Source organism: Xenorhabdus thuongxuanensis, assembly GCF_001908095.1.
Taxonomy (GTDB): domain Bacteria; phylum Pseudomonadota; class Gammaproteobacteria; order Enterobacterales; family Enterobacteriaceae; genus Xenorhabdus; species Xenorhabdus thuongxuanensis.
In genome coordinates this window covers 1-19,074 of sequence record NZ_MKGR01000013.1, presented here as the reverse complement: position 1 = coordinate 19,074, position 19,074 = coordinate 1, and the positions used below count along the sequence as shown (strand labels likewise).

The following is a 19,074-nucleotide window of genomic DNA, read 5'->3' as shown; positions in this document are numbered from 1 at the left end:
CCTCTATGTAATCAGCGACAACTTGACTTGTTTCATATAAAGTAAACTTTTAGTAATAATCTCTTAAATTCCACGGGAGGACAAATTGATCCCGGACGTATCAAAAGCATTGTCATGGTTAGAAGCAAATCCTACTGTATTAAACGGTATTTGTCGTGGCATTGAACGTGAAACATTGCGTGTTACTCCAGACGGTCATTTAGCTAAGACGGAGCATCCAAAATCACTTGGTGCTTCTTTAACGCATAAATGGATTACAACTGATTTTGCTGAATCTCTATTGGAGTTTATTACCCCTGTTGATAGCAATATAGATAGAACCATTGCCTTCCTTAAAGATTTGCATATCTATACCGCCCGGAATCTGAGCAATGAAAAAATGTGGCCTTTAAGTATGCCATGTTTTATCGACGAAGAAGAAAATATCACTTTGGCTCAATATGGTACGTCTAACTTGGGTCGCTTTAAAACTTTGTACCGTGAAGGATTAAAGAGCCGTTATGGCGCACTAATGCAAACAATTTCTGGTGTACATTATAACTTTTCTCTGCCAATGAGTTTTTGGCAGGCACGGTTGGGTATTAAAGACGCCGAAACAGGAAAAGAGCAGATTTCAGATGGCTACTTTCGTTTAATCCGCAATTATTACCGCTTTGGCTGGGTTATCCCTTATTTATTTGGTGCATCACCGGCAATTTGTTCTTCATTCTTAAGTGGGAGAAATACAGCATTATCTTTTGAGGAAACAGAAAGAGGGACTTGTTATCTGCCTTATGCGACGTCGTTGAGGATGAGTGATCTTGGGTATACCAACAAATCACAAAGTGATCTGAATATTACTTTTAATCATCTTCATACCTATGTAGAGGGACTTAAGAAAGCAATTCATAAGCCATCTGAAGAATTTGCGGCAATCGGTATCAAAAAAGGAGATAAGTACTTACAGCTCAACACTAATGTTCTTCAAATTGAAAATGAGTTGTACGCACCAATACGTCCAAAACGAGTCACGAAAGAGGGAGAATCTCCTTCAGATGCTTTGTTGAGAGGGGGTATAGAGTATATTGAAGTGCGTTCTCTAGATATTAATCCTTTTGCTTCCATTGGGGTTGATGAGACGCAAATTCGTTTTCTTGACTTATTCTTGATATGGTGTGTTCTAGCTGATGCTCCTGAAATGGGAAATGAGGAGCTTGCATATTGCCGTGGAAACTGGAACAAGGTTATCTTAGAAGGGCGCAAACCTGGGTTATCTATTGACCTTGGTTATGGGGTTGAGCAACAGCCTCTTAAGATCGTAGGACAGGAATTATTCAGGGATTTAGAGCGAGTTGCTGCAATTCTGGATGCCTGTTCAGGAACTCAATATCAATCAGTCTGTAAAGAATTGGTTAATATGTTTGAAAATCCATCACTGACGTTTTCAGCGCGTGTCTTGGACAAGATGAAATCTCAGGGGATAGTTGGTTTTGGGTTGGAACTGGCAGGGCAGTATCATAACGAATTGGTTGAAGAGCATTATTCAATTTTGAATGATGAAAATTTTTCTGTTGAGCGTGACGTTTCTGTATCACATCAGCATGGCCTTGAACAGCAAGATAACATGAGTTTTGAAGAGTATTTACAGCTTCATGCAGGGCGTTAAAAAAGAAAATGGCCACCACTGGTGGCCAAATAAAACATCTTAGAGAATAGGGATGATAACAATTTTGCGCGTCTTCATATCTTATGACCAGCCGCAAATGAAAAGGTTTCATTTATCTGAAAAAATCTTCGTAAAAAATCTGATACCTTAGGGGGTAGTATTATGCCTTTGTTGGATAGTTTTACAGTTGACCATACTCGTATGGCGGCACCTGCTGTTAGAGTTGCCAAGACAATGAAAACGCCTCATGGTGATACTATTACAGTATTTGATTTACGTTTTTGTGTTCCTAATAAAGCGGTGATGCCAGAACGAGGTATTCACACACTTGAGCATTTGTTTGCAGGTTTTATGCGCAATCACTTGAACGGTGATGGTGTTGAAATCATTGATATCTCTCCAATGGGATGTCGTACTGGTTTTTATATGAGCTTGATCGGTGTTCCGGAAGAATTGAGGGTGGCTGAGGCTTGGAAAGCTGCAATGGAAGACGTGCTAAAAGTTCAAAATCAGAGCCAGATCCCAGAATTGAACATTTATCAGTGCGGTACATATGAAATGCATTCATTGAAAGAAGCTCAAGATATTGCTCAGTGTATTATTGATTCAGGTGTTCGTGTCAATTATAACGATGAATTGGCATTGCCTGAAGAAAAACTTGTGGAGCTTCAGGTTTAAACTCACTTTATTTTATTGCAGGGCTAGCTTATTCTGCTAGTCCTGTATTGGTGTTCTTTTCTCTCTAATTATTTAAAAATCCACGTATAACAAACTGGAGGAAAAGATAATAATTAATAAAATTTAACTCTTCTGCTCTTAATTGCCTAGACTGATGAGATTGGATATTTTTAACCTGAATGTATTATGATGGTTAGATTATTTATCAGATCTATGTTTTGTTCTGTATTTTTTTCATTGGTGTGACACGAACCTGTTTGATAACATTATCGTGTACTGCAAGAACTTCAAAATTGTATTCACTAATTTTCACTTGAACATTTAATTCGGGAATTTCACCTAGCTCTTCCAGAATCATTCCATTCATTGTCCTTGGACCGTCTTCGGGAAGCGCCCAACCGAAAGCCCTATTTAATTCACGGATATTGGCTGTGCCATCAACCAGAACGGTTCCGTCACTTTGTGGAAGAACTTCTTCTGCTAGAGTTGGCGACATGGAGGTGGTAAAATCTCCGACAATTTCTTCCAAAATATCCTCGACAGTCACTAATCCTTGAATATCGCCATATTCATCAACGATTAGGCCAGCTTTTTGTTTGTTACGTTGGAAGTTAATAAGCTGGATATTTAATGGCGTGCTAACTGGGATGAAATAGATTTTATCTGCGGCTTTGAGTAAATTTCTTTTTGTAAATTCTTTTTTCTCCATCATTAGTCGATAAGCTTCACGCACTCGGAGCATACCGATAGCATCATCAAGAGAGTCCCGATATAACACAATGCGTCCATGTGGAGAGTGTGTCAGTTGCCTGATAACGGACTTCCAATCATTATTAATATCAATACCGACAATTTCATTACGTGGGATCATAATGTCACCAACGGTGACTTTCTCAAGATCTAATATTGAGAGCAGCATATCTTGATTGCGGCGTGATAGATTGGCATTTGACTCATTTACAATTGTGCGTAGCTCGTCTTTACTAACGGCATCACTGCGGATATTAGAAGTTTTGATACCCAAACAGCGCATAAACAGCAAACTGATCCTATTAAATGACCAAACAAGAGGCAGCATAATTTTTTCTAGTGGGCGTAACAAGAAGCTACTTGGGAATGCAACTCTTTCAGGGTAAAGCGCTGCGATGGTTTTTGGCATTACTTCAGAAAAAATGAGAATAATGAATGTGAGTATACCTGTTGCAATAGCAACACCGGCATCGCCATAGAGCCGCATACCAACGATAGTAGCAAGAGAGGACGCCAAGATATTGACAAGATTATTACCGATAAGGATCAAGCTAATAAGTCTGTCTGGATGACGCAGCAGAGATTCAACCCTACGTGCGGGATTGCTCCCCTGTTTAGCCAAATGGCGTAGACGATATCGGTTGATTGTCATCATGCTAGTTTCTGAGGCAGAGAAATAAGCTGAAACAATCACCATGACAACAAGAATTATAATCAGTGTACTTGTTGAGATGTTCTCCAAAACAGAATTCCTTCCTAATAAGGATACAAATCGGTGATGATAAATTAACTTATTAATAAACCATCATTTCCTGCAATAGCCTGCTGCCGAAAAAAGCAAGTGTTAGAATAAATGCGCCAATCAAATTGAACCAAATAACACGCTTGCCACGCCATCCTTCATGATAATGTCCCCAAAGCAAAATAACGTAAACAAACCATGCAATAATAGATAAAATAGATTTATGGATGTTTTCTTTACTGAAAATATCATCCATGTACATGATGCCAGTACATAGCGTCAATGTTAGTAAAATTACACCAACTTGGGTAATGTGAAACATTTTCCGCTCAATTGTCATCAATGGAGGAATACCAGAGGTAAATGTGAGTTTTTTCTTTTTAAGCTGATGATCCAACCAACCAAGTTGCAATGCATAAAGCGCTGCAATGAGTAAAGTAGCATAGCCAAGTAATGCCAGCCCAATATGAATAAATAATTCGATACTATCTTCAAGATGAGTAATAAATTCTCCCGGCATCATGCTAGCCAGTATCAAATTGATCATGGAGAAACTGTAAACAATCGGCAGTAAAAACCATGCACGTCCACGGAAAGCGACGACTGTCATGATGATGCACATAAGCAAGCTAACAATTGAACCTAAATTCAATAAAGTGAGATTTTGCCCGCTGCTAACATGAAAAACTTGGTATTTTAATGCAATCGCGTGAGCGACTAACGCTACAATGGCAAAAGAAAGTGCCAGTTTTTGATAACTGTTTTGTTGGCGCAATAAACCTGGCACGATGAGCGTCAGGCTAATGAGATAGGCAAGTAAAGCAATAATTGAAAATATCAGCATAACGTTTATTGTTTTCGCAATGGAATCCATTGGGTATGGATTGAACCTGAAATTTAAGTATACCGCTAGCAGGAATAGCCTCCAACCGTTGTTAATCATACTTGGGAATCTCTTTGCAGAGATCACATAATCATCGTGCTATAATTTGCGAAATTTGCCTTACAGGTAGACCCACTTGTAGATATCTGAGCTGAGACAATGTTTGATAATTTAACTGACAGACTATCGCGCACATTGCGCAATATCAGCGGTCGAGGACGGCTGACTGAAGATAATATTAAAGATACGCTGCGCGAAGTTCGTATGGCTTTGCTCGAAGCGGATGTTGCATTACCTGTCGTGCGTGATTTTATTGCACGAGTCAAAGAAAGCGCTGTGGGGCATGAGGTTAACAAAAGTCTGACCCCAGGTCAGGAATTCGTCAAAATCGTTCAAAATGAATTGGTTAAGGCGATGGGAGAGGTTAACAGTGAACTGAACCTCTCCACACAGCCTCCTGCAGTGGTTCTTATGGCTGGTTTACAAGGTGCAGGTAAAACAACCAGCGTTGCTAAATTAGGTAAGTTGCTAAAAGAGAAAAACAAGAAAAAAGTCTTGGTTGTTTCTGCTGACGTATACCGACCAGCGGCGATCAAACAGCTTGAAACTTTGTCTGAAACAGTTGGAGTTGACTTTTTCCCTTCTGATCCACAGGAAAAGCCTGTTGATATTGTCAATAAAGCGATCCAACATGCTAAGCTGAAATTCTATGATGTATTGCTAGTCGATACAGCAGGCCGTTTGCATGTTGATGAAGCTATGATGGATGAAATCAAAGCAGTTCATGCGGCTATTAATCCTGTTGAAACCCTGTTTGTTGTTGATGCAATGACGGGTCAAGATGCGGCAAATACAGCAAAAGCATTCAATGAAGCATTGCCATTAACAGGGGTTGTGCTGACCAAAGTAGATGGTGATGCGCGTGGCGGTGCTGCGCTTTCTATCCGCCATATCACTGGTAAGCCTATCAAATTCCTCGGCGTTGGTGAAAAAACGGATGCATTAGAGCCTTTCCATCCTGATCGCATTGCATCCCGCATTCTGGGTATGGGGGATATGCTTTCACTGATCGAAGAACTTGAAAGCAAAGTTGATCGTACCCAAGCGGAAAAACTGGCATCTAAGCTGAAAAAAGGTGATGGCTTTGATTTAAGTGATTTTCTTGAGCAGCTTAAACAGATGCGTAACATGGGCGGAATGGCTAGTATGTTGAGCAAAATGCCGGGAATGTCGCAGATCCCTGATGCTGTCAAATCCCAAATGGATGACAAGGTTCTGGTTAAAATGGAAGCCATCATTAATTCCATGACCCGTAAAGAGCGTGAAAAACCAGAAATCATCAAAGGTTCCCGTAAGCGCCGTATCGCGATGGGATCAGGTACACAAGTGCAGGACGTCAACCGTTTGCTGAAACAGTTTGATGAAATGCAGCGTATGATGAAAAAGATGAAGAAAGGTGGTTTGGCAAAAATGATGCGAGGCATGAAAGGTATGCTGCCACCGGGATTTATGGGGCGATAATCAACAAAGTTGCGAAAGAAGATGTTCTTTGGATTGCTTTTTGCGCCAAAGTGAGTAAAATTTTCGGGCTTTTAAATGGACAGCCGGACTCCATTCCTCGATGGAGTCTGGTTGTTTTGCTAACTAATGAGGATGTTATGGTAACAATTCGTTTAGCTCGTGGCGGCGCAAAAAAGCGTCCGTTTTATCAAGTAGTCGTGACCGATAGCCGCAATGCGCGTGATGGTCGTTTTATTGAGCGTGTTGGTTTCTTCAACCCAATCGCTTCAGGAAAAGCAGAAGCTCTGCGTTTAGATCTGGACCGTATCGAACACTGGGTTGGTCTGGGTGCATCTGTGTCTGATCGTGTTGCTACACTGATCAAAGACGCTAAGAAAGCAGCTTAATCTGTCGCGGTGGTAACAATGAGCAAACAATCTGGCCTGAAGCACCCTGTTGAGCCAATTGTATTGGGGAAGTTAGGGTCTGCATATGGCATTCGTGGTTGGCTCAGAGTTTTTTCTTCCACCGAACACACCGAAGACATTTTTGAATATCAACCGTGGTTTATTCAACGCTTAGGTCAGTGGCAACACATTGAACTGGAAGCATGGAAATACCATAACCAAGATATTATCGTCAAAATCAAAGGTATTGACGATCGGGATGCGGCGAATTTATTCACTAACTGTGAAGTTATGGTGGATTGTAGCCAGTTACCAGCACTGGAAGAGGGTGATTATTACTGGAAAGACCTTATTGGCTGCCAAGTAATAAATACATCCGGTTATAACCTTGGAACCATTCATGACATGATGGAAACGGGTTCTAACGATGTGATGGTAATAAAAGCAAATCTGAAAGATGCATTCGGTATCAAGGAGCGGTTGGTTCCGTTTCTTGATGGGCAGGTTATCAAGAAAGTCGATCTCGCTACCAAAACCATTGAGGTAGATTGGGATCCTGGTTTTTAATCTCCGATAAAAACGGTTTAAATGAGTGGGACACAGTATGTGGATTGGGGTTATTAGCCTGTTTCCTGAAATGTTCCGCGCAATAACCGATTACGGGGTAACTGGTCGGGCAGTAAAAAATGGCCTGTTGAGTATCGAATGCTGGAATCCAAGGGATTTTACCTACGACCGGCATCGTACTGTTGATGATCGCCCTTATGGCGGTGGTCCAGGCATGCTGATGATGGTGCAACCATTACGAGAAGCCATTCATGCAGCTAAAGCTTCGGCAGGTGATGGTGCAAAGGTGATTTATCTTTCACCTCAGGGACGCAAACTCGATCAACAGGGAGTTTGTGAACTGGCAGCAAATGAGAAATTAATTCTGGTTTGCGGGCGTTATGAAGGTATTGATGAGCGTATCATCCAAACCGAAATTGACGAAGAATGGTCTATCGGTGATTACGTTCTTAGCGGGGGAGAGCTTCCTGCAATGACGATGATTGACTCGGTATCGCGGTTTATTCCGGGAGTATTAGGGCGTCAAGCATCGGCAGAAGAAGACTCATTCGCTGATGGATTGTTGGATTGCCCACATTATACTCGCCCTGAAGTGTTAGATAGTATGGAAGTCCCCCCAGTTTTGCTGTCGGGAAACCATGCTGAAATTAATCGCTGGCGAATGAAACAGTCGCTTGGCCGAACCTGGTTAAGAAGGCCCGAACTTCTAGAAAACCTAGCTCTGACTGACGAGCAAAGGATGTTGCTATCTGAATTCCAACGGGAATATCAAGATCAGGCAACGAATTAATCCAGATACATTCCGTTGAGGGAATGTCTTTGATATATCAGTTTACCTAGGGTAAGAGAGTTATTATGAGCAACATTATTAAACAACTTGAACAAGAGCAGATGAAGCAAGATGTACCTTCATTCCGTCCGGGTGACACCTTGGAAGTTAAGGTATGGGTCGTTGAAGGTTCTAAAAAGCGTCTGCAGACATTCGAGGGCGTGGTTATTGCGATTCGTAACCGCGGTCTGCACTCTGCATTCACTGTTCGTAAGATTTCTAACGGCGAAGGCGTTGAGCGTGTATTCCAGACTCACTCCCCAGTCGTAGACAGCATCAGCGTTAAACGTCGTGGTGCTGTTCGCAGAGCTAAACTGTACTACCTGCGTGAGCGTTCTGGTAAGGCAGCTCGTATTAAAGAGCGTCTGAACGCAAAATAATACGCTTTCGCTACATCTGAAAGTTATTAAAGGCCAGCGTATATGCTGGCCTTTTTGCATTCGTAATCCAGGTAAGGGTTATTACCATAAATCCAATCAACGTGCTGATTAAAATATATTCTACTGTGTAAGTGCCACTGACGTTAATCAATCCTGGTAAAAGAAAGCTGTAGTTAATAATAAACTTCCTTTAATTCACCTAAGGAAGGTACCGCTCATAAAATTCAACAGATTGTTAGTATCTCTATAATATAAATAGTCTTTTTTATTTGTGTGTAAAAAAATATTTCCATTTTATAGTGAATATTTACGTTTTTGGATTGTATTCTTTACGTCTCATGGTATGTTATTCACCAGACACTTAGACAAACATTAAACAGACAAGGCAGGTAGAAATGATCGTGCAAAAAGACGCTCTGAATAACGTTCACATCCTTGATGAGCAAGTCCTTATCACACCGGAAGAGTTGAAACAGAAATATCCGTTGAATAGCCATGATCGACATGCCATCACAAACGCGCGTAATACCATCGCTGACATTATTCAGCATCGTGATCCTCGTTTATTAGTGGTATGTGGTCCATGTTCAATTCATGATGTGGATGCTGCTCTGGATTATGCTCGCCGTTTGAAGGCGCTTTCTGTTGAATTGAGTGATTGTCTGTATATTGTTATGCGTGTCTATTTTGAAAAGCCTCGTACAACCGTTGGTTGGAAAGGGCTAATTAATGATCCCTATATGGATGGTTCATTTGATATGGATGCGGGGCTGCATATTGCCCGTCGCCTGTTGTTGAACCTGGTAGAAATGGGATTGCCTTTGGCTAATGAGGCACTTGATCCCAATAATCCACAATACTTAGGGGATCTATTTAGCTGGTCAGCAATTGGCGCTAGAACAACTGAATCTCAAACTCATCGTGAAATGGCATCAGGGCTATCTGTACCAGTCGGATTTAAAAATGGCACAGATGGTAATTTGAATACCGCAATTAACGCCATGAAAGCAGCAGCAATGCCTCATCGCTTTATGGGGATAAATCAGTCAGGCCAAGTTTGTTTGCTACAAACTAAGGGTAATCCGAATGGACATGTGATATTGCGTGGCGGTGTAGTACCGAATTACAGTGCAGAACATGTTGCTGATTGTGAACGCCAAATGATTAAAGCAGGGTTGATACCATCACTGATGATTGATTGCAGTCACGGTAATTCCAATAAAGATTTTCGTCGCCAGAGTATTGTTGTGGATTCTGTTGCTGAACAGATTATGTCCGGAAATCAATCCATCATTGGGATTATGTTGGAAAGCCATATCAATGAAGGTAATCAATCCTCCGAACAGCTTCGTTCTAATATGAAATATGGTATTTCGGTAACTGACGCTTGTATTAGCTGGCAGACTACGGAGCAAATATTGAGAAAACTGCATCAACAAATCGCCCCTTATTTGGCTAATCGAAATGTAATGATGGAAAAAGCAGGATAATCAATATGACGGCAGAATTATCACAACTGAGAACTCAAATTGATGAGGTAGATAAAGCCTTAGTATCCTTGCTAGCGAAAAGAATGAATCTGGTAGCACAAGTTGGTGAAGTTAAAAGTCAGCTTGGCTTACCGATTTATGCTCCTGATAGGGAGGCAGACATGTTGTCCTCCCGCCGTCAGGAGGCGGAAAACATGGGAATTCCGCCTGATTTGATTGAAGATATCTTACGTCGAATTATGCGAGAGTCTTATGTCAATGAAAATAACAAAGGCTTTAAAAAACTCGGTACTCATTTGGGGCCTGTAGTCATTGTAGGTGGCTTAGGCAAAATGGGGCAATTATTCAGTCGATTATTGACGCTGTCTGGCTATGAAGTCAAGGTGCTAGAAGCTGATGATTGGGATAACGCCGAACATATATTAGCTGGGGCAGGGATGGTGATTGTTAGTGTTCCCATCCACTTGACAGAGAAAATTATTCGTCGATTACCTCCTTTACCAGAACAGTGCATTTTAGTTGATTTGGCTTCAATCAAGCAAAGACCATTAAATGCGATGCTTGAAGTACATCAAGGACCTGTTTTAGGGTTGCATCCTATGTTTGGACCAGATGTAGGTAGCTTTGCTAAGCAATTAGTAGTGTATTGTGATGGACGTCATTCAGAATCGTATCAATGGTTTTTGGAACAGATATCGGTATGGGGAGCGAGATTGCATCAAATTACCGCAGAAAAGCATGATAAAAATATGGGATTCATCCAGGCACTGCGCCATTTCACTACTTTTTCTTACGGACGGCATCTTGCAAAAGAAGATATCGATTTACAGCAATTGCTTTCATTATCTTCGCCGATCTATCGATTAGAGCTAGCGATGGTAGGACGATTATTCGCACAAGATCCTCAACTGTATGCTGATATTATTATGTCTAGTCCCGAAAATATTGCACTTATCCGTCGGTATTACCAAAGTTTCGGGCAGGCATTGGAAATATTGGAACATCAAGATAAGTCAGCTTTTATTGAGAACTTTAACCAGGTAACTGATTGGTTTGGTGATGAAGCAACCCGATTTATGAAGGAAAGTCGAGTGCTTTTGCAGCAGGCTAATGACAACCGAGTATAGATTTCATTTTAAAACCGGATATTTTCATCCGGTTTTGTCTTTTACTTTAGATAGGATCAATAGGAATAACATTTTCCGATGGGTAAGATCCTAACACTTTCAGAAAGTGAGTGATTTTTGTCAGCTCTTTTAATGCTTGTTGCATTTTTATGGAACGCTGATTGGCTTGCACATCAATATAAAACATCTCTTCCCACGGTTTGCCATTTATTGGGCGAGACTCCAATTTACTCATGGGGATATCGTGTTTCTTTAGGATAATAAGAGCATCAACCAGTGCTCCTGCTTGCTGTCCGGTTGACATAATGAAAGTGGTTTTAGCCGGAACTTGCTCGGATACGTCAATAGATTTGCGGGAAACAACAATAAAGCGAGTACTATTCTCTTGCTGATTTGCCAAGTTGTTTTCTAAAACATGTAATCCATAGAAAGCACCGCCAGCCTCACTGCCTAATGCGGCTATTTCTGGTGAGTTAAGTTCAGCTACTTTTTGCATAGCAGCAGCAGTGCTTTCACAGTAGACAATATTCCAGTCAGGATATTTATTGAGATATTGGCTACATTGTTGAAAAGGTTGGGAATGGCTATAGACGGTTTTTATCCTTGATATGTCAGTTTGTCCCGTAATCAATAGACAGTGGTTGATTGGTAGAGTTATCTCTCCAACAAGGGATAAGGGGGTATGTTGCAATAAATCATAAACCTCATTAATTGCCCCTGAGCTGGTATTTTCCAGTGGCAGGATGCCATAATCAGCCTGACCAATCTCAACCAGTGAGAAAATATCTGAGAATTTGTGACAACTGCACTCAACCAACTGATTAAAGTGACGGGCAGCAAATTGTCGAGCTGCAATATGAGAATATGAACCTTTTGGCCCCAGAAAAGTAATACGGGCAGAATCGTAAGGTGTCTGATTCAGATGTTGCTGTAATAACGCTTGTTGAGTGAGAACAGAATCCTCAATGATCATTTGAAATAATCGTGTAATGTAAAATCCATCTAATCCACGTGATTTTCCTTTATCAATCAATATGCCTAATAACTCTCGTTCACGGTTTTTATCTCGGATAGGGCGATTATCGTGCAGTTTTGTCTGGGCGATGTCACTGGCTAATTTTCGGCGTTTAGCAAGCAAATCCAGCAATTCTGCATCAATATGGCTAATTTCTTCTCGTAAACTAACTAAATCTCGTTCCATAATATATTCCTGACATTCTTATCATGAGTGTAGCCTGTGCATCGTGGATCAGTAAAACAAAAAAACCTCCCTGTTGATGGGAGGCTTTTTATTCGTCTTCTTAAATTTTTTTTAAAACGAAATAACCTCCTTATGAGAAGGTGAAAAAAAAGAAAAATAAGAAACACGGTTTGATAATCATTTAGTCTGTTAGCACATTACTTTATGGTTTCAATAATGTATTTTAATTAACCTATTTAGCTTGGAGTGTCAACAGGCAGTAAAAACGCGCTCATTGAGCGCGTTAGGATAAGAATCAGGGGAAATTATACTTCTAAGTTGAGATTGGACTCTTTAACACTATTGTCTGTGCGGCGAGCTTCAGCTTTATGCTGCACTTTATTGAGTTGGCGTTCTAATTTTGTCAACAGATCATTGATTGCTGCGTACATATCTTCATGTTTGGCGCTAGCCACTAACGTGCCATTCGGTGTGCCAATTGTGGCATCAACCAAGAATCCTTGCGGCTCTTTTGATAGTACGATATGTGGATTGATTAGATTGACTTGCCATTTGCTCAACTTACTTAGACGGTCTTCTACATGGCTACGAATTGCGGGGGTAATTTCCATTTGTTTGCTGGTAATATTCACTAACATATAGTTACCTCTTTGATGTTACTCCGTCTTTGATGTATTCAGCATAGCGCCATTTTGTATAAAAAGAATGATCTAAATCACTTTTATTGGGTGATTTTGGCAGTAAGTGACGGAATTGTGATAGCCAAGGAAGATATGGAGAATATTTGTTGCTAAGGGAGGAGTTATGCGTCATTATTGGTCAGTTATGGGATTATTAAATAGAGTTATAGTTACAAGAAATGAATTATTTTCAGGGTAAAAATAATGAAGATACAGCCAAATATGACCAAAATGTGCGAATGCATTCAGTTTGTTGGTTAACTAAATAGAATAAAAAGGCAAGTCTTACAAAAATCACACTCCCAGCAGTGATATTCTTGGCAACGATATAACCCTAGCAGCTTCACTATTAGATAAAAACAATAGCAATAGATATAAAAACAGCAGCCATTTAGCTGCTGTTTTCGATCACCTATTCAAATTTAATGGGATGAGATTTTATACGGGGTTGGCAGCGATCAGTTGTGCCACTTTATTGGCTTCAGCCGTCAATCCTAATTCTTTATAAGCTAATTCCATATAAGGGAGTGCTTTCCGACTTGCATTAGTATCAGGATAGTCTCGTAGCATCTGTTCTACCCGATTGACGACAGCCACGTAAGCACTGCGTTTAGTGTAATATTGCACAACAGCAAGTTCATATTTGGCTAAACGTTCTTTGAGGAATATTAACCGCTTGGTAGCATCAGTTGAATACTGACTGTTTGGATAATAGCGCACCAGTTGGTTGAAATCACGGAATGCAGCACGGGCATGTTCAGGATCACGATTTGATCGATCAATGTTGAAAAGGCCTTGTAATAGGCTGTCATCCAAAGCTAGCGAGACTAAACCACGCATATAGAGCACATAGTCGATATTAGGATGGGTTGGATTCAGGCGCATGAAACGGTCAATGGATGCGAGAGCCAGTGGGTATTCCGCTGATTTGTAATAGGCATAGATCAGATCAAGCTGAACTTGCTGAGAGTACGGGCCAAAAGGATATCGGTTATCGAGGGATTCCAATTGCTTGATAGCCGCTTTATAGTTACCTTCTTGCAGCTTTTCCTGCCCAATTGAATAAATTTGAGATGGCGGGATATCAGGAACAGCATCCTTATTGCTGGAGCATCCAGATAGAACCAGGCTCAATGTGGTCGCTGCCACCAGATATTTCATGCGAATCATCACGTGTTGATTATCCTCTGAGTGTTTTCTGGGAGACTGTCCGTGAAGCTCCCGGCAAAATATGGGGTTACAATAGCACACTATTTTAAATGAAACGGCTTCGCCGTCAAAACTCAACGTAAAATATAGAAGTTATATATGGCACAACAAATCCGACTTAATGCAATAGTCGCTGAATCTCAGCTTGGTCAACGTTTAGATCAAGCTTTGGCTGAATTGTTCCCTGATTACTCCAGGTCACGTATAAAAGAGTGGATCTTGGATAATAAAGTTCAAGTTAATGGCAAATTAGTTAGCAAACCAAAAGAAAAAGTCCTGGGAGGTGAAGAAATCTCCGTTGACGCTATCATTGAAGAAGATGCACGTTGGGAGCCTCAGGATATCGAACTGAATATTGTCTATGAAGATGACGATATTTTGGTAATCAATAAACCACGTGATTTGGTTGTTCATCCGGGAGCAGGTAATCCTGACGGTACAGTGTTGAATGCCTTATTATATCATTATCCTGAAATTGCAGATGTTCCCCGCGCAGGTATTGTTCATCGTCTTGACAAAGATACGACAGGGCTAATGGTTGTGGCAAAAAACGTTCCGGCACAAACGCGGTTGGTAGAATCTTTGCAATTACGTGAAATAACTCGTGAATATGAAGCGGTTGCTTTGGGACGTATGACGGCTGGAGGAACGGTAGAAGAACCTATCTCCCGTCATCCAACAAAACGCACACACATGGCAGTACACCCTATGGGTAAACCTGCTGTTACCCATTACCGTATTATGGAACATTTCCGGGCACATACTCGATTGCGTCTGCGTTTGGAGACAGGCAGAACACACCAAATTCGTGTGCATATGGCACATATAAAACACCCGTTGGTGGGTGATCCTCTGTACGGTGGACGCCCTCGTCCCTTAAAAGGGGCTTCTGACGAATTTCGCGAAGTGATGCGCAATTTTGATCGCCAGGCATTGCATGCAACCATGTTACGTCTTTACCATCCGATCACTGGAATTGAGATGGAATGGCATGCTCCATTACCGGACGATATGGTTAAGTTGATTGAAGTGATGAAAGTGGATGCTGAGACTTTCAAAGACGAGATGGATTGGTAGGTAAATGACGCCACTGATTTTTCCTGACTGGCCACAGCCTGATAATGTTGGCGCTTGCAGTACTACCCGTTTTGGTGGAATAAGCCAACTCCCATATGACAGTTTAAACTTGGGTAATCATGTTGGGGATGTTCCAGAATACGTGGAACGGAATAGAACGCTGTTGGTTGAATATGCCCAATTGCCGCAGCAGCCTACATGGTTGGAGCAAGTACACGGAACGCATGTTATCACACTTGATGGTCATCCATTGGTGAATAATCAGGCCGATGCCGTTTACACGAATATACCTGATCAGGTTTGTGCTGTGATGACAGCAGATTGTTTGCCAGTTCTTTTTTGTAGTATTTCTGGTGATGAAGTTGCAGCGGCTCATGCAGGATGGCGCGGATTATGTGCCGGAGTGTTGGAGAATACCGTGTCTCGATTTAGCGCAAAACCTGGCATGATCCGTGCGTGGTTGGGGCCTGCTATTGGCCCTGAAAAATTTGAGGTAGGAAGTGAGGTTAGGGAGGCTTTCATTACGAACAATCCTGATCTAGAACAAGCTTTCACGCCTTATGGTGACAAGTTTCTGGCAAATATTTACTTACTGGCTAAATTAAAATTGCAGTCAGTAGGAATCACAGAGATTTTTGGTGGAACCGCATGTACTGTCACGGAGGAAAAAAACTTTTTCTCCTATCGTCGTGATGGTAATACAGGGCGAATGGCAACTTTAATCTGGTTGCGATAACCTACTTTACAGGACGATCTTTGGCGTATAGCGGTAAGTTTCCAATTAACTTTTCAGAAGACCTTGAATATTTAAGGAATGACCTTATCTAGTCTCCAGTAGCAAATTCTGACCAGTATTGGAGGTGTTATGCGTCTGGATCGTCTTACCAATAAATTCCAGCTTGCTCTCGCTGACGCCCAATCTCTCGCATTAGGGCGTGATAATCAATTTATAGAACCTATCCACTTGATGAGTGCATTAATTAATCAAGAAGGCGGTTCAGTACGTCCTTTATTGGCCTCGGCAGGGGTGGATACGGGAAGCTTCAATAATCAACTGAATCAGGCTCTGAACCGATTGCCGAAAGTAGAAGGCAATGGTGGAGATGTGCAAGTATCCAACGAACTGGGACGTTATTTAAACCTGTGTGACAAACTTGCACAAAAAGCCGGTGATAACTTTATTTCTTCTGAACTCTTTGTCCTGGCAGCGATAGAAGAACGTGGAACATTAAGTGACATGCTGAAAGCTGCGAGTGCAACTAAAGATAAAATCACTAAGGCAATAGAACAAATGCGTGGTGGTGAAAAAGTGAATGAGCATGGCGCAGAAGATCAGCGTCAAGCATTAAAGAAATATACCATTGATCTGACTGAACGAGCCGAACAAGGTAAATTAGATCCTGTGATTGGGCGTGATGAAGAAATTCGTCGAACTATTCAGGTATTGCAGCGAAGAACCAAAAATAACCCTGTTCTCATTGGTGAGCCAGGGGTTGGGAAGACCGCGATTGTTGAAGGTTTAGCACAGCGTATTGTCAATGGTGAAGTTCCTGAGGGGCTGAAAAATAAACGTGTTCTGTCTCTTGATATGGGAGCGTTATTAGCTGGTGCTAAATACCGTGGTGAATTCGAAGAGCGTTTGAAAGGTGTTTTGAACGATCTTGCCAAACAGGAAGGTTCAGTCATTCTATTTATTGATGAATTGCATACCATGGTAGGAGCTGGTAAAGCCGAAGGTGCAATGGATGCTGGTAACATGTTAAAACCTGCTCTGGCTCGTGGAGAACTGCATTGCGTTGGGGCAACAACACTTGATGAGTATCGTCAGTATATAGAAAAAGATGCGGCCTTAGAGCGTCGTTTCCAGAAAGTTTATGTGGCAGAACCTACGGTTGAGGATACGATTGCTATTTTACGTGGATTGAAAGAGCGATATGAATTGCATCATCACGTCCAAATCACTGATCCGGCAATCGTGGCGGCTGCAACATTATCTCATCGCTATATTTCTGATCGTATGCTACCTGATAAAGCCATTGATCTGATTGATGAAGCAGGGGCAAGCCTGCGTATGCAGATGGATTCTAAACCAGAAGCGTTGGATCGCCTTGAGCGCCGCGTTATTCAATTAAAGCTTGAGCAGCAGGCACTGAAAAAAGAGTCTGATGATGCCAGTAAAAAACGTTTAGAGATGCTGAACGAAGAATTAGCAGAAAAAGAACGTGAATATTCTGAATTGGAAGAAGAGTGGAAAGCGGAGAAAGCTGAACTTAGTGGTACTCAGAATATTAAGGCTGAATTAGAAAATGCCCGTATTGAATTAGAAAAAGCTCGCCGTAGCGGTGACTTGGCTAAAATGTCTGAAATTCAGTACGGAAAAATTCCGGAATTGGAAAAACGTTTAGCAACAGCAACAACAGCAGAAAATCGTCATATGAAGCTGCTGCGTAACAAAGTCACAGATGCTGAAATCGCTGAAATACTCGCACGCTGGACAGGGATCCCTGTATCCAGAATGCTGGAAAGTGAAAAAGATAAGTTACTGCGCATGGAGCAAGAATTGCATAAGCGCGTAATAGGGCAGAATGAAGCTGTTGATGCTGTATCGAATGCAATTCGTCGTAGCAGAGCGGGATTATCTGATCCCAATCGTCCGATTGGTTCTTTCATGTTCTTGGGGCCGACTGGGGTGGGTAAAACAGAATTGTGTAAGGCGTTGGCTAATTTCTTATTCGACAGTGATGATGCTATGGTACGCATTGATATGTCGGAGTTTATGGAAAAACATGCAGTTTCAAGGTTGGTGGGAGCGCCTCCCGGATATGTTGGATATGAAGAAGGGGGATATCTGACGGAAGCGGTGCGCCGTCGTCCTTATTCTGTCATTTTGCTGGATGAAGTAGAGAAAGCTCACCCAGATGTTTTCAATATCTTGTTGCAGGTATTGGATGATGGCCGTTTGACTGATGGTCAGGGAAGAACAGTTGATTTTCGTAACACGGTTGTGATTATGACCTCCAACTTAGGTTCCGATATGATTCAAGAACGTTTTGGTACATTGGATTATGTGGGTATGAAAAATATGGTGATGGAAGTAGTTGGTCATCATTTCAGACCTGAGTTTATTAACCGTGTTGATGAAGTTGTTGTGTTCCACCCATTAGGAAAAGAGCATCTGAAATCTATTACAAATATTCAATTGCAACGTTTATATCAGCGTTTGGAAGAGCACGGTTATCAGGTGGAGATAACATCTCAAGCACTGGAAAAACTAAGCGAAGCTGGTTTCGATCCTGTATATGGAGCTCGTCCATTGAAACGGGCTATCCAGCAAGAGATTGAAAATCCGCTGGCTCAGCAAATTCTTTCTGGCAAATTGATCCCAGGTAAATTAGTGACTTTAGAGTTAGAAGACAATCGTATTGTTGCAACACAATGATATTGATTACTTAGAAAGTTTTTAAGAGGTGTTTTTTGCACCTCTTTTTTCTTTTTGTAGATTGGAAAAACACCAAATCAGGGCTTTTTGGGTGATAAATAAGCGGTTGAGGCTTTTTTTCAAAATAACTATTGCCAGTATCACAAAACTCCCTATAATGCGCTTCCGTTGTCACGACAAACACACAAACCTGTCGGGATGACAACGTGAAAGGCCCTGAAAAATAAGGCTTGACACAATAAGAGGATAGCGTAAGATACGCAGCCTCGCAACCCGAAGGCCACTTCCGGTTGCCAACGTTCTTTAACAAATTAATCAGACAATCTGTGTGGGCACTCGCAAGACACTTATCCAAGCCGAAAGGCAAAAAGATTTAAAGTCTTGAAGAGTGACTGACAGTTAATTCATTACGAACTAACAGTAGAATTCTTTGAGCATCAAACTTTTAATTGAAGAGTTTGATCATGGCT

Annotated in this window: 17 protein-coding genes and 1 other annotated feature; of the genes, 12 read left to right on the top strand and 5 right to left on the bottom strand. The window is 41.4% G+C overall.

Annotated elements, in window-relative coordinates; all coding sequences use genetic code 11:
• Positions 1–85 precede the first annotated feature (85 nt).
• Positions 86–1,645, top strand: coding sequence for a glutamate--cysteine ligase (gshA, locus tag Xentx_RS10220; protein ID WP_074020145.1), 1,560 nt, complete (start codon positions 86–88; stop codon positions 1,643–1,645).
• 162 nt (positions 1,646–1,807) lie between these two features.
• Positions 1,808–2,323: an S-ribosylhomocysteine lyase gene (gene luxS, locus Xentx_RS10215; protein WP_074020144.1), complete on the top strand. Its 516-nt coding sequence runs from the start codon at positions 1,808–1,810 to the stop codon at positions 2,321–2,323.
• A gap of 211 nt (positions 2,324–2,534) precedes the next feature.
• Here the strand turns inward: luxS and Xentx_RS10210 are convergent, their stop codons facing one another.
• Both Xentx_RS10210 and Xentx_RS10205 read right to left on the bottom strand, forming a co-directional pair.
• Positions 2,535–3,815 (bottom strand): HlyC/CorC family transporter, encoded by a 1,281-nt coding sequence (locus tag Xentx_RS10210; protein WP_074020143.1) that lies wholly within the window; start codon positions 3,813–3,815, stop codon positions 2,535–2,537.
• A 52-nt stretch (positions 3,816–3,867) separates the two neighbouring features.
• Positions 3,868–4,659: a cytochrome C assembly family protein gene (locus tag Xentx_RS10205; RefSeq protein ID WP_074020205.1), complete on the bottom strand. Its 792-nt coding sequence runs from the start codon at positions 4,657–4,659 to the stop codon at positions 3,868–3,870.
• A gap of 198 nt (positions 4,660–4,857) precedes the next feature.
• Between Xentx_RS10205 and ffh the strand changes: the two genes are divergently transcribed.
• The 7 genes from ffh to tyrA all read left to right on the top strand — a co-directional run bounded on the left by ffh (position 4,858) and on the right by tyrA (position 10,998).
• Positions 4,858–6,219: a signal recognition particle protein gene (gene ffh / locus Xentx_RS10200; RefSeq protein WP_074020142.1), complete on the top strand. Its 1,362-nt coding sequence runs from the start codon at positions 4,858–4,860 to the stop codon at positions 6,217–6,219.
• A 137-nt stretch (positions 6,220–6,356) separates the two neighbouring features.
• Positions 6,357–6,605, top strand: coding sequence for a 30S ribosomal protein S16 (gene rpsP / locus Xentx_RS10195; RefSeq protein ID WP_074020141.1), 249 nt, complete (start codon positions 6,357–6,359; stop codon positions 6,603–6,605).
• A gap of 18 nt (positions 6,606–6,623) precedes the next feature.
• Positions 6,624–7,172, top strand: a complete 549-nt coding sequence (rimM, locus tag Xentx_RS10190; RefSeq protein ID WP_074020140.1) for a ribosome maturation factor RimM — start codon at positions 6,624–6,626, stop codon at positions 7,170–7,172.
• A gap of 37 nt (positions 7,173–7,209) precedes the next feature.
• Positions 7,210–7,962: a tRNA (guanosine(37)-N1)-methyltransferase TrmD gene (trmD, locus tag Xentx_RS10185; RefSeq protein ID WP_074020139.1), complete on the top strand. Its 753-nt coding sequence runs from the start codon at positions 7,210–7,212 to the stop codon at positions 7,960–7,962.
• A 65-nt stretch (positions 7,963–8,027) separates the two neighbouring features.
• Positions 8,028–8,381 (top strand): 50S ribosomal protein L19, encoded by a 354-nt coding sequence (gene rplS / locus Xentx_RS10180; protein ID WP_074020138.1) that lies wholly within the window; start codon positions 8,028–8,030, stop codon positions 8,379–8,381.
• 395 nt (positions 8,382–8,776) lie between these two features.
• Positions 8,777–9,871, top strand: coding sequence for a 3-deoxy-7-phosphoheptulonate synthase (locus Xentx_RS10175; RefSeq protein WP_074020137.1), 1,095 nt, complete (start codon positions 8,777–8,779; stop codon positions 9,869–9,871).
• A 5-nt stretch (positions 9,872–9,876) separates the two neighbouring features.
• Complete coding sequence (gene tyrA / locus Xentx_RS10170) at positions 9,877–10,998, top strand: bifunctional chorismate mutase/prephenate dehydrogenase (protein ID WP_074020136.1); 1,122 nt, start codon at positions 9,877–9,879, stop codon at positions 10,996–10,998.
• A gap of 46 nt (positions 10,999–11,044) precedes the next feature.
• On the opposite strand, the gene pheA is transcribed toward tyrA, so the two are convergent.
• From pheA to bamD, 3 genes are all read right to left on the bottom strand, one after another.
• Entirely contained in the window at positions 11,045–12,199 is a 1,155-nt protein-coding gene (gene pheA / locus Xentx_RS10165) for a bifunctional chorismate mutase/prephenate dehydratase (RefSeq protein WP_074020135.1), read from the bottom strand.
• 55 nt (positions 12,200–12,254) lie between these two features.
• Positions 12,255–12,381 (bottom strand) — a sequence feature (Phe leader region).
• A gap of 123 nt (positions 12,382–12,504) precedes the next feature.
• The gene (gene raiA, locus Xentx_RS10160; RefSeq protein ID WP_047771873.1) at positions 12,505–12,837 is read right to left on the bottom strand and encodes a ribosome-associated translation inhibitor RaiA; all 333 of its coding nucleotides are present in this window, start codon (positions 12,835–12,837) and stop codon (positions 12,505–12,507) included.
• Positions 12,838–13,317: 480 nt separating this feature from the next.
• Positions 13,318–14,040, bottom strand: a complete 723-nt coding sequence (bamD, locus tag Xentx_RS10155) for an outer membrane protein assembly factor BamD (RefSeq protein ID WP_208607569.1) — start codon at positions 14,038–14,040, stop codon at positions 13,318–13,320.
• Positions 14,041–14,187: 147 nt separating this feature from the next.
• Here bamD and rluD point away from each other — a divergent pair, with 147 nt between their 5' ends.
• The 3 genes from rluD to clpB all read left to right on the top strand — a co-directional run bounded on the left by rluD (position 14,188) and on the right by clpB (position 18,604).
• The gene (gene rluD, locus Xentx_RS10150; RefSeq protein ID WP_074020133.1) at positions 14,188–15,165 is read left to right on the top strand and encodes a 23S rRNA pseudouridine(1911/1915/1917) synthase RluD; all 978 of its coding nucleotides are present in this window, start codon (positions 14,188–14,190) and stop codon (positions 15,163–15,165) included.
• Between the two features lie 4 nt (positions 15,166–15,169).
• The gene (gene yfiH, locus Xentx_RS10145) at positions 15,170–15,901 is read left to right on the top strand and encodes a purine nucleoside phosphorylase YfiH (RefSeq protein WP_074020132.1); all 732 of its coding nucleotides are present in this window, start codon (positions 15,170–15,172) and stop codon (positions 15,899–15,901) included.
• A 129-nt stretch (positions 15,902–16,030) separates the two neighbouring features.
• Entirely contained in the window at positions 16,031–18,604 is a 2,574-nt protein-coding gene (gene clpB / locus Xentx_RS10140; protein ID WP_074020131.1) for an ATP-dependent chaperone ClpB, read from the top strand.
• Positions 18,605–19,074: the final 470 nt, after the last annotated feature.

Coding starts and splice junctions, on each gene's coding strand:
- luxS (WP_074020144.1), top strand. CDS start 1,808: ATGCCTTTGTTGGATAGTTTTACAGTTGACCATACTCGTATGGCGGCA.
- Xentx_RS10205 (WP_074020205.1), bottom strand. CDS start 4,659: ATGCTGATATTTTCAATTATTGCTTTACTTGCCTATCTCATTAGCCTG.
- ffh (WP_074020142.1), top strand. CDS start 4,858: ATGTTTGATAATTTAACTGACAGACTATCGCGCACATTGCGCAATATC.
- rpsP (WP_074020141.1), top strand. CDS start 6,357: ATGGTAACAATTCGTTTAGCTCGTGGCGGCGCAAAAAAGCGTCCGTTT.
- rimM (WP_074020140.1), top strand. CDS start 6,624: ATGAGCAAACAATCTGGCCTGAAGCACCCTGTTGAGCCAATTGTATTG.
- trmD (WP_074020139.1), top strand. CDS start 7,210: ATGTGGATTGGGGTTATTAGCCTGTTTCCTGAAATGTTCCGCGCAATA.
- rplS (WP_074020138.1), top strand. CDS start 8,028: ATGAGCAACATTATTAAACAACTTGAACAAGAGCAGATGAAGCAAGAT.
- Xentx_RS10175 (WP_074020137.1), top strand. CDS start 8,777: ATGATCGTGCAAAAAGACGCTCTGAATAACGTTCACATCCTTGATGAG.
- tyrA (WP_074020136.1), top strand. CDS start 9,877: ATGACGGCAGAATTATCACAACTGAGAACTCAAATTGATGAGGTAGAT.
- pheA (WP_074020135.1), bottom strand. CDS start 12,199: ATGGAACGAGATTTAGTTAGTTTACGAGAAGAAATTAGCCATATTGAT.
- raiA (WP_047771873.1), bottom strand. CDS start 12,837: ATGTTAGTGAATATTACCAGCAAACAAATGGAAATTACCCCCGCAATT.
- bamD (WP_208607569.1), bottom strand. CDS start 14,040: ATGAAATATCTGGTGGCAGCGACCACATTGAGCCTGGTTCTATCTGGA.
- rluD (WP_074020133.1), top strand. CDS start 14,188: ATGGCACAACAAATCCGACTTAATGCAATAGTCGCTGAATCTCAGCTT.
- yfiH (WP_074020132.1), top strand. CDS start 15,170: ATGACGCCACTGATTTTTCCTGACTGGCCACAGCCTGATAATGTTGGC.
- clpB (WP_074020131.1), top strand. CDS start 16,031: ATGCGTCTGGATCGTCTTACCAATAAATTCCAGCTTGCTCTCGCTGAC.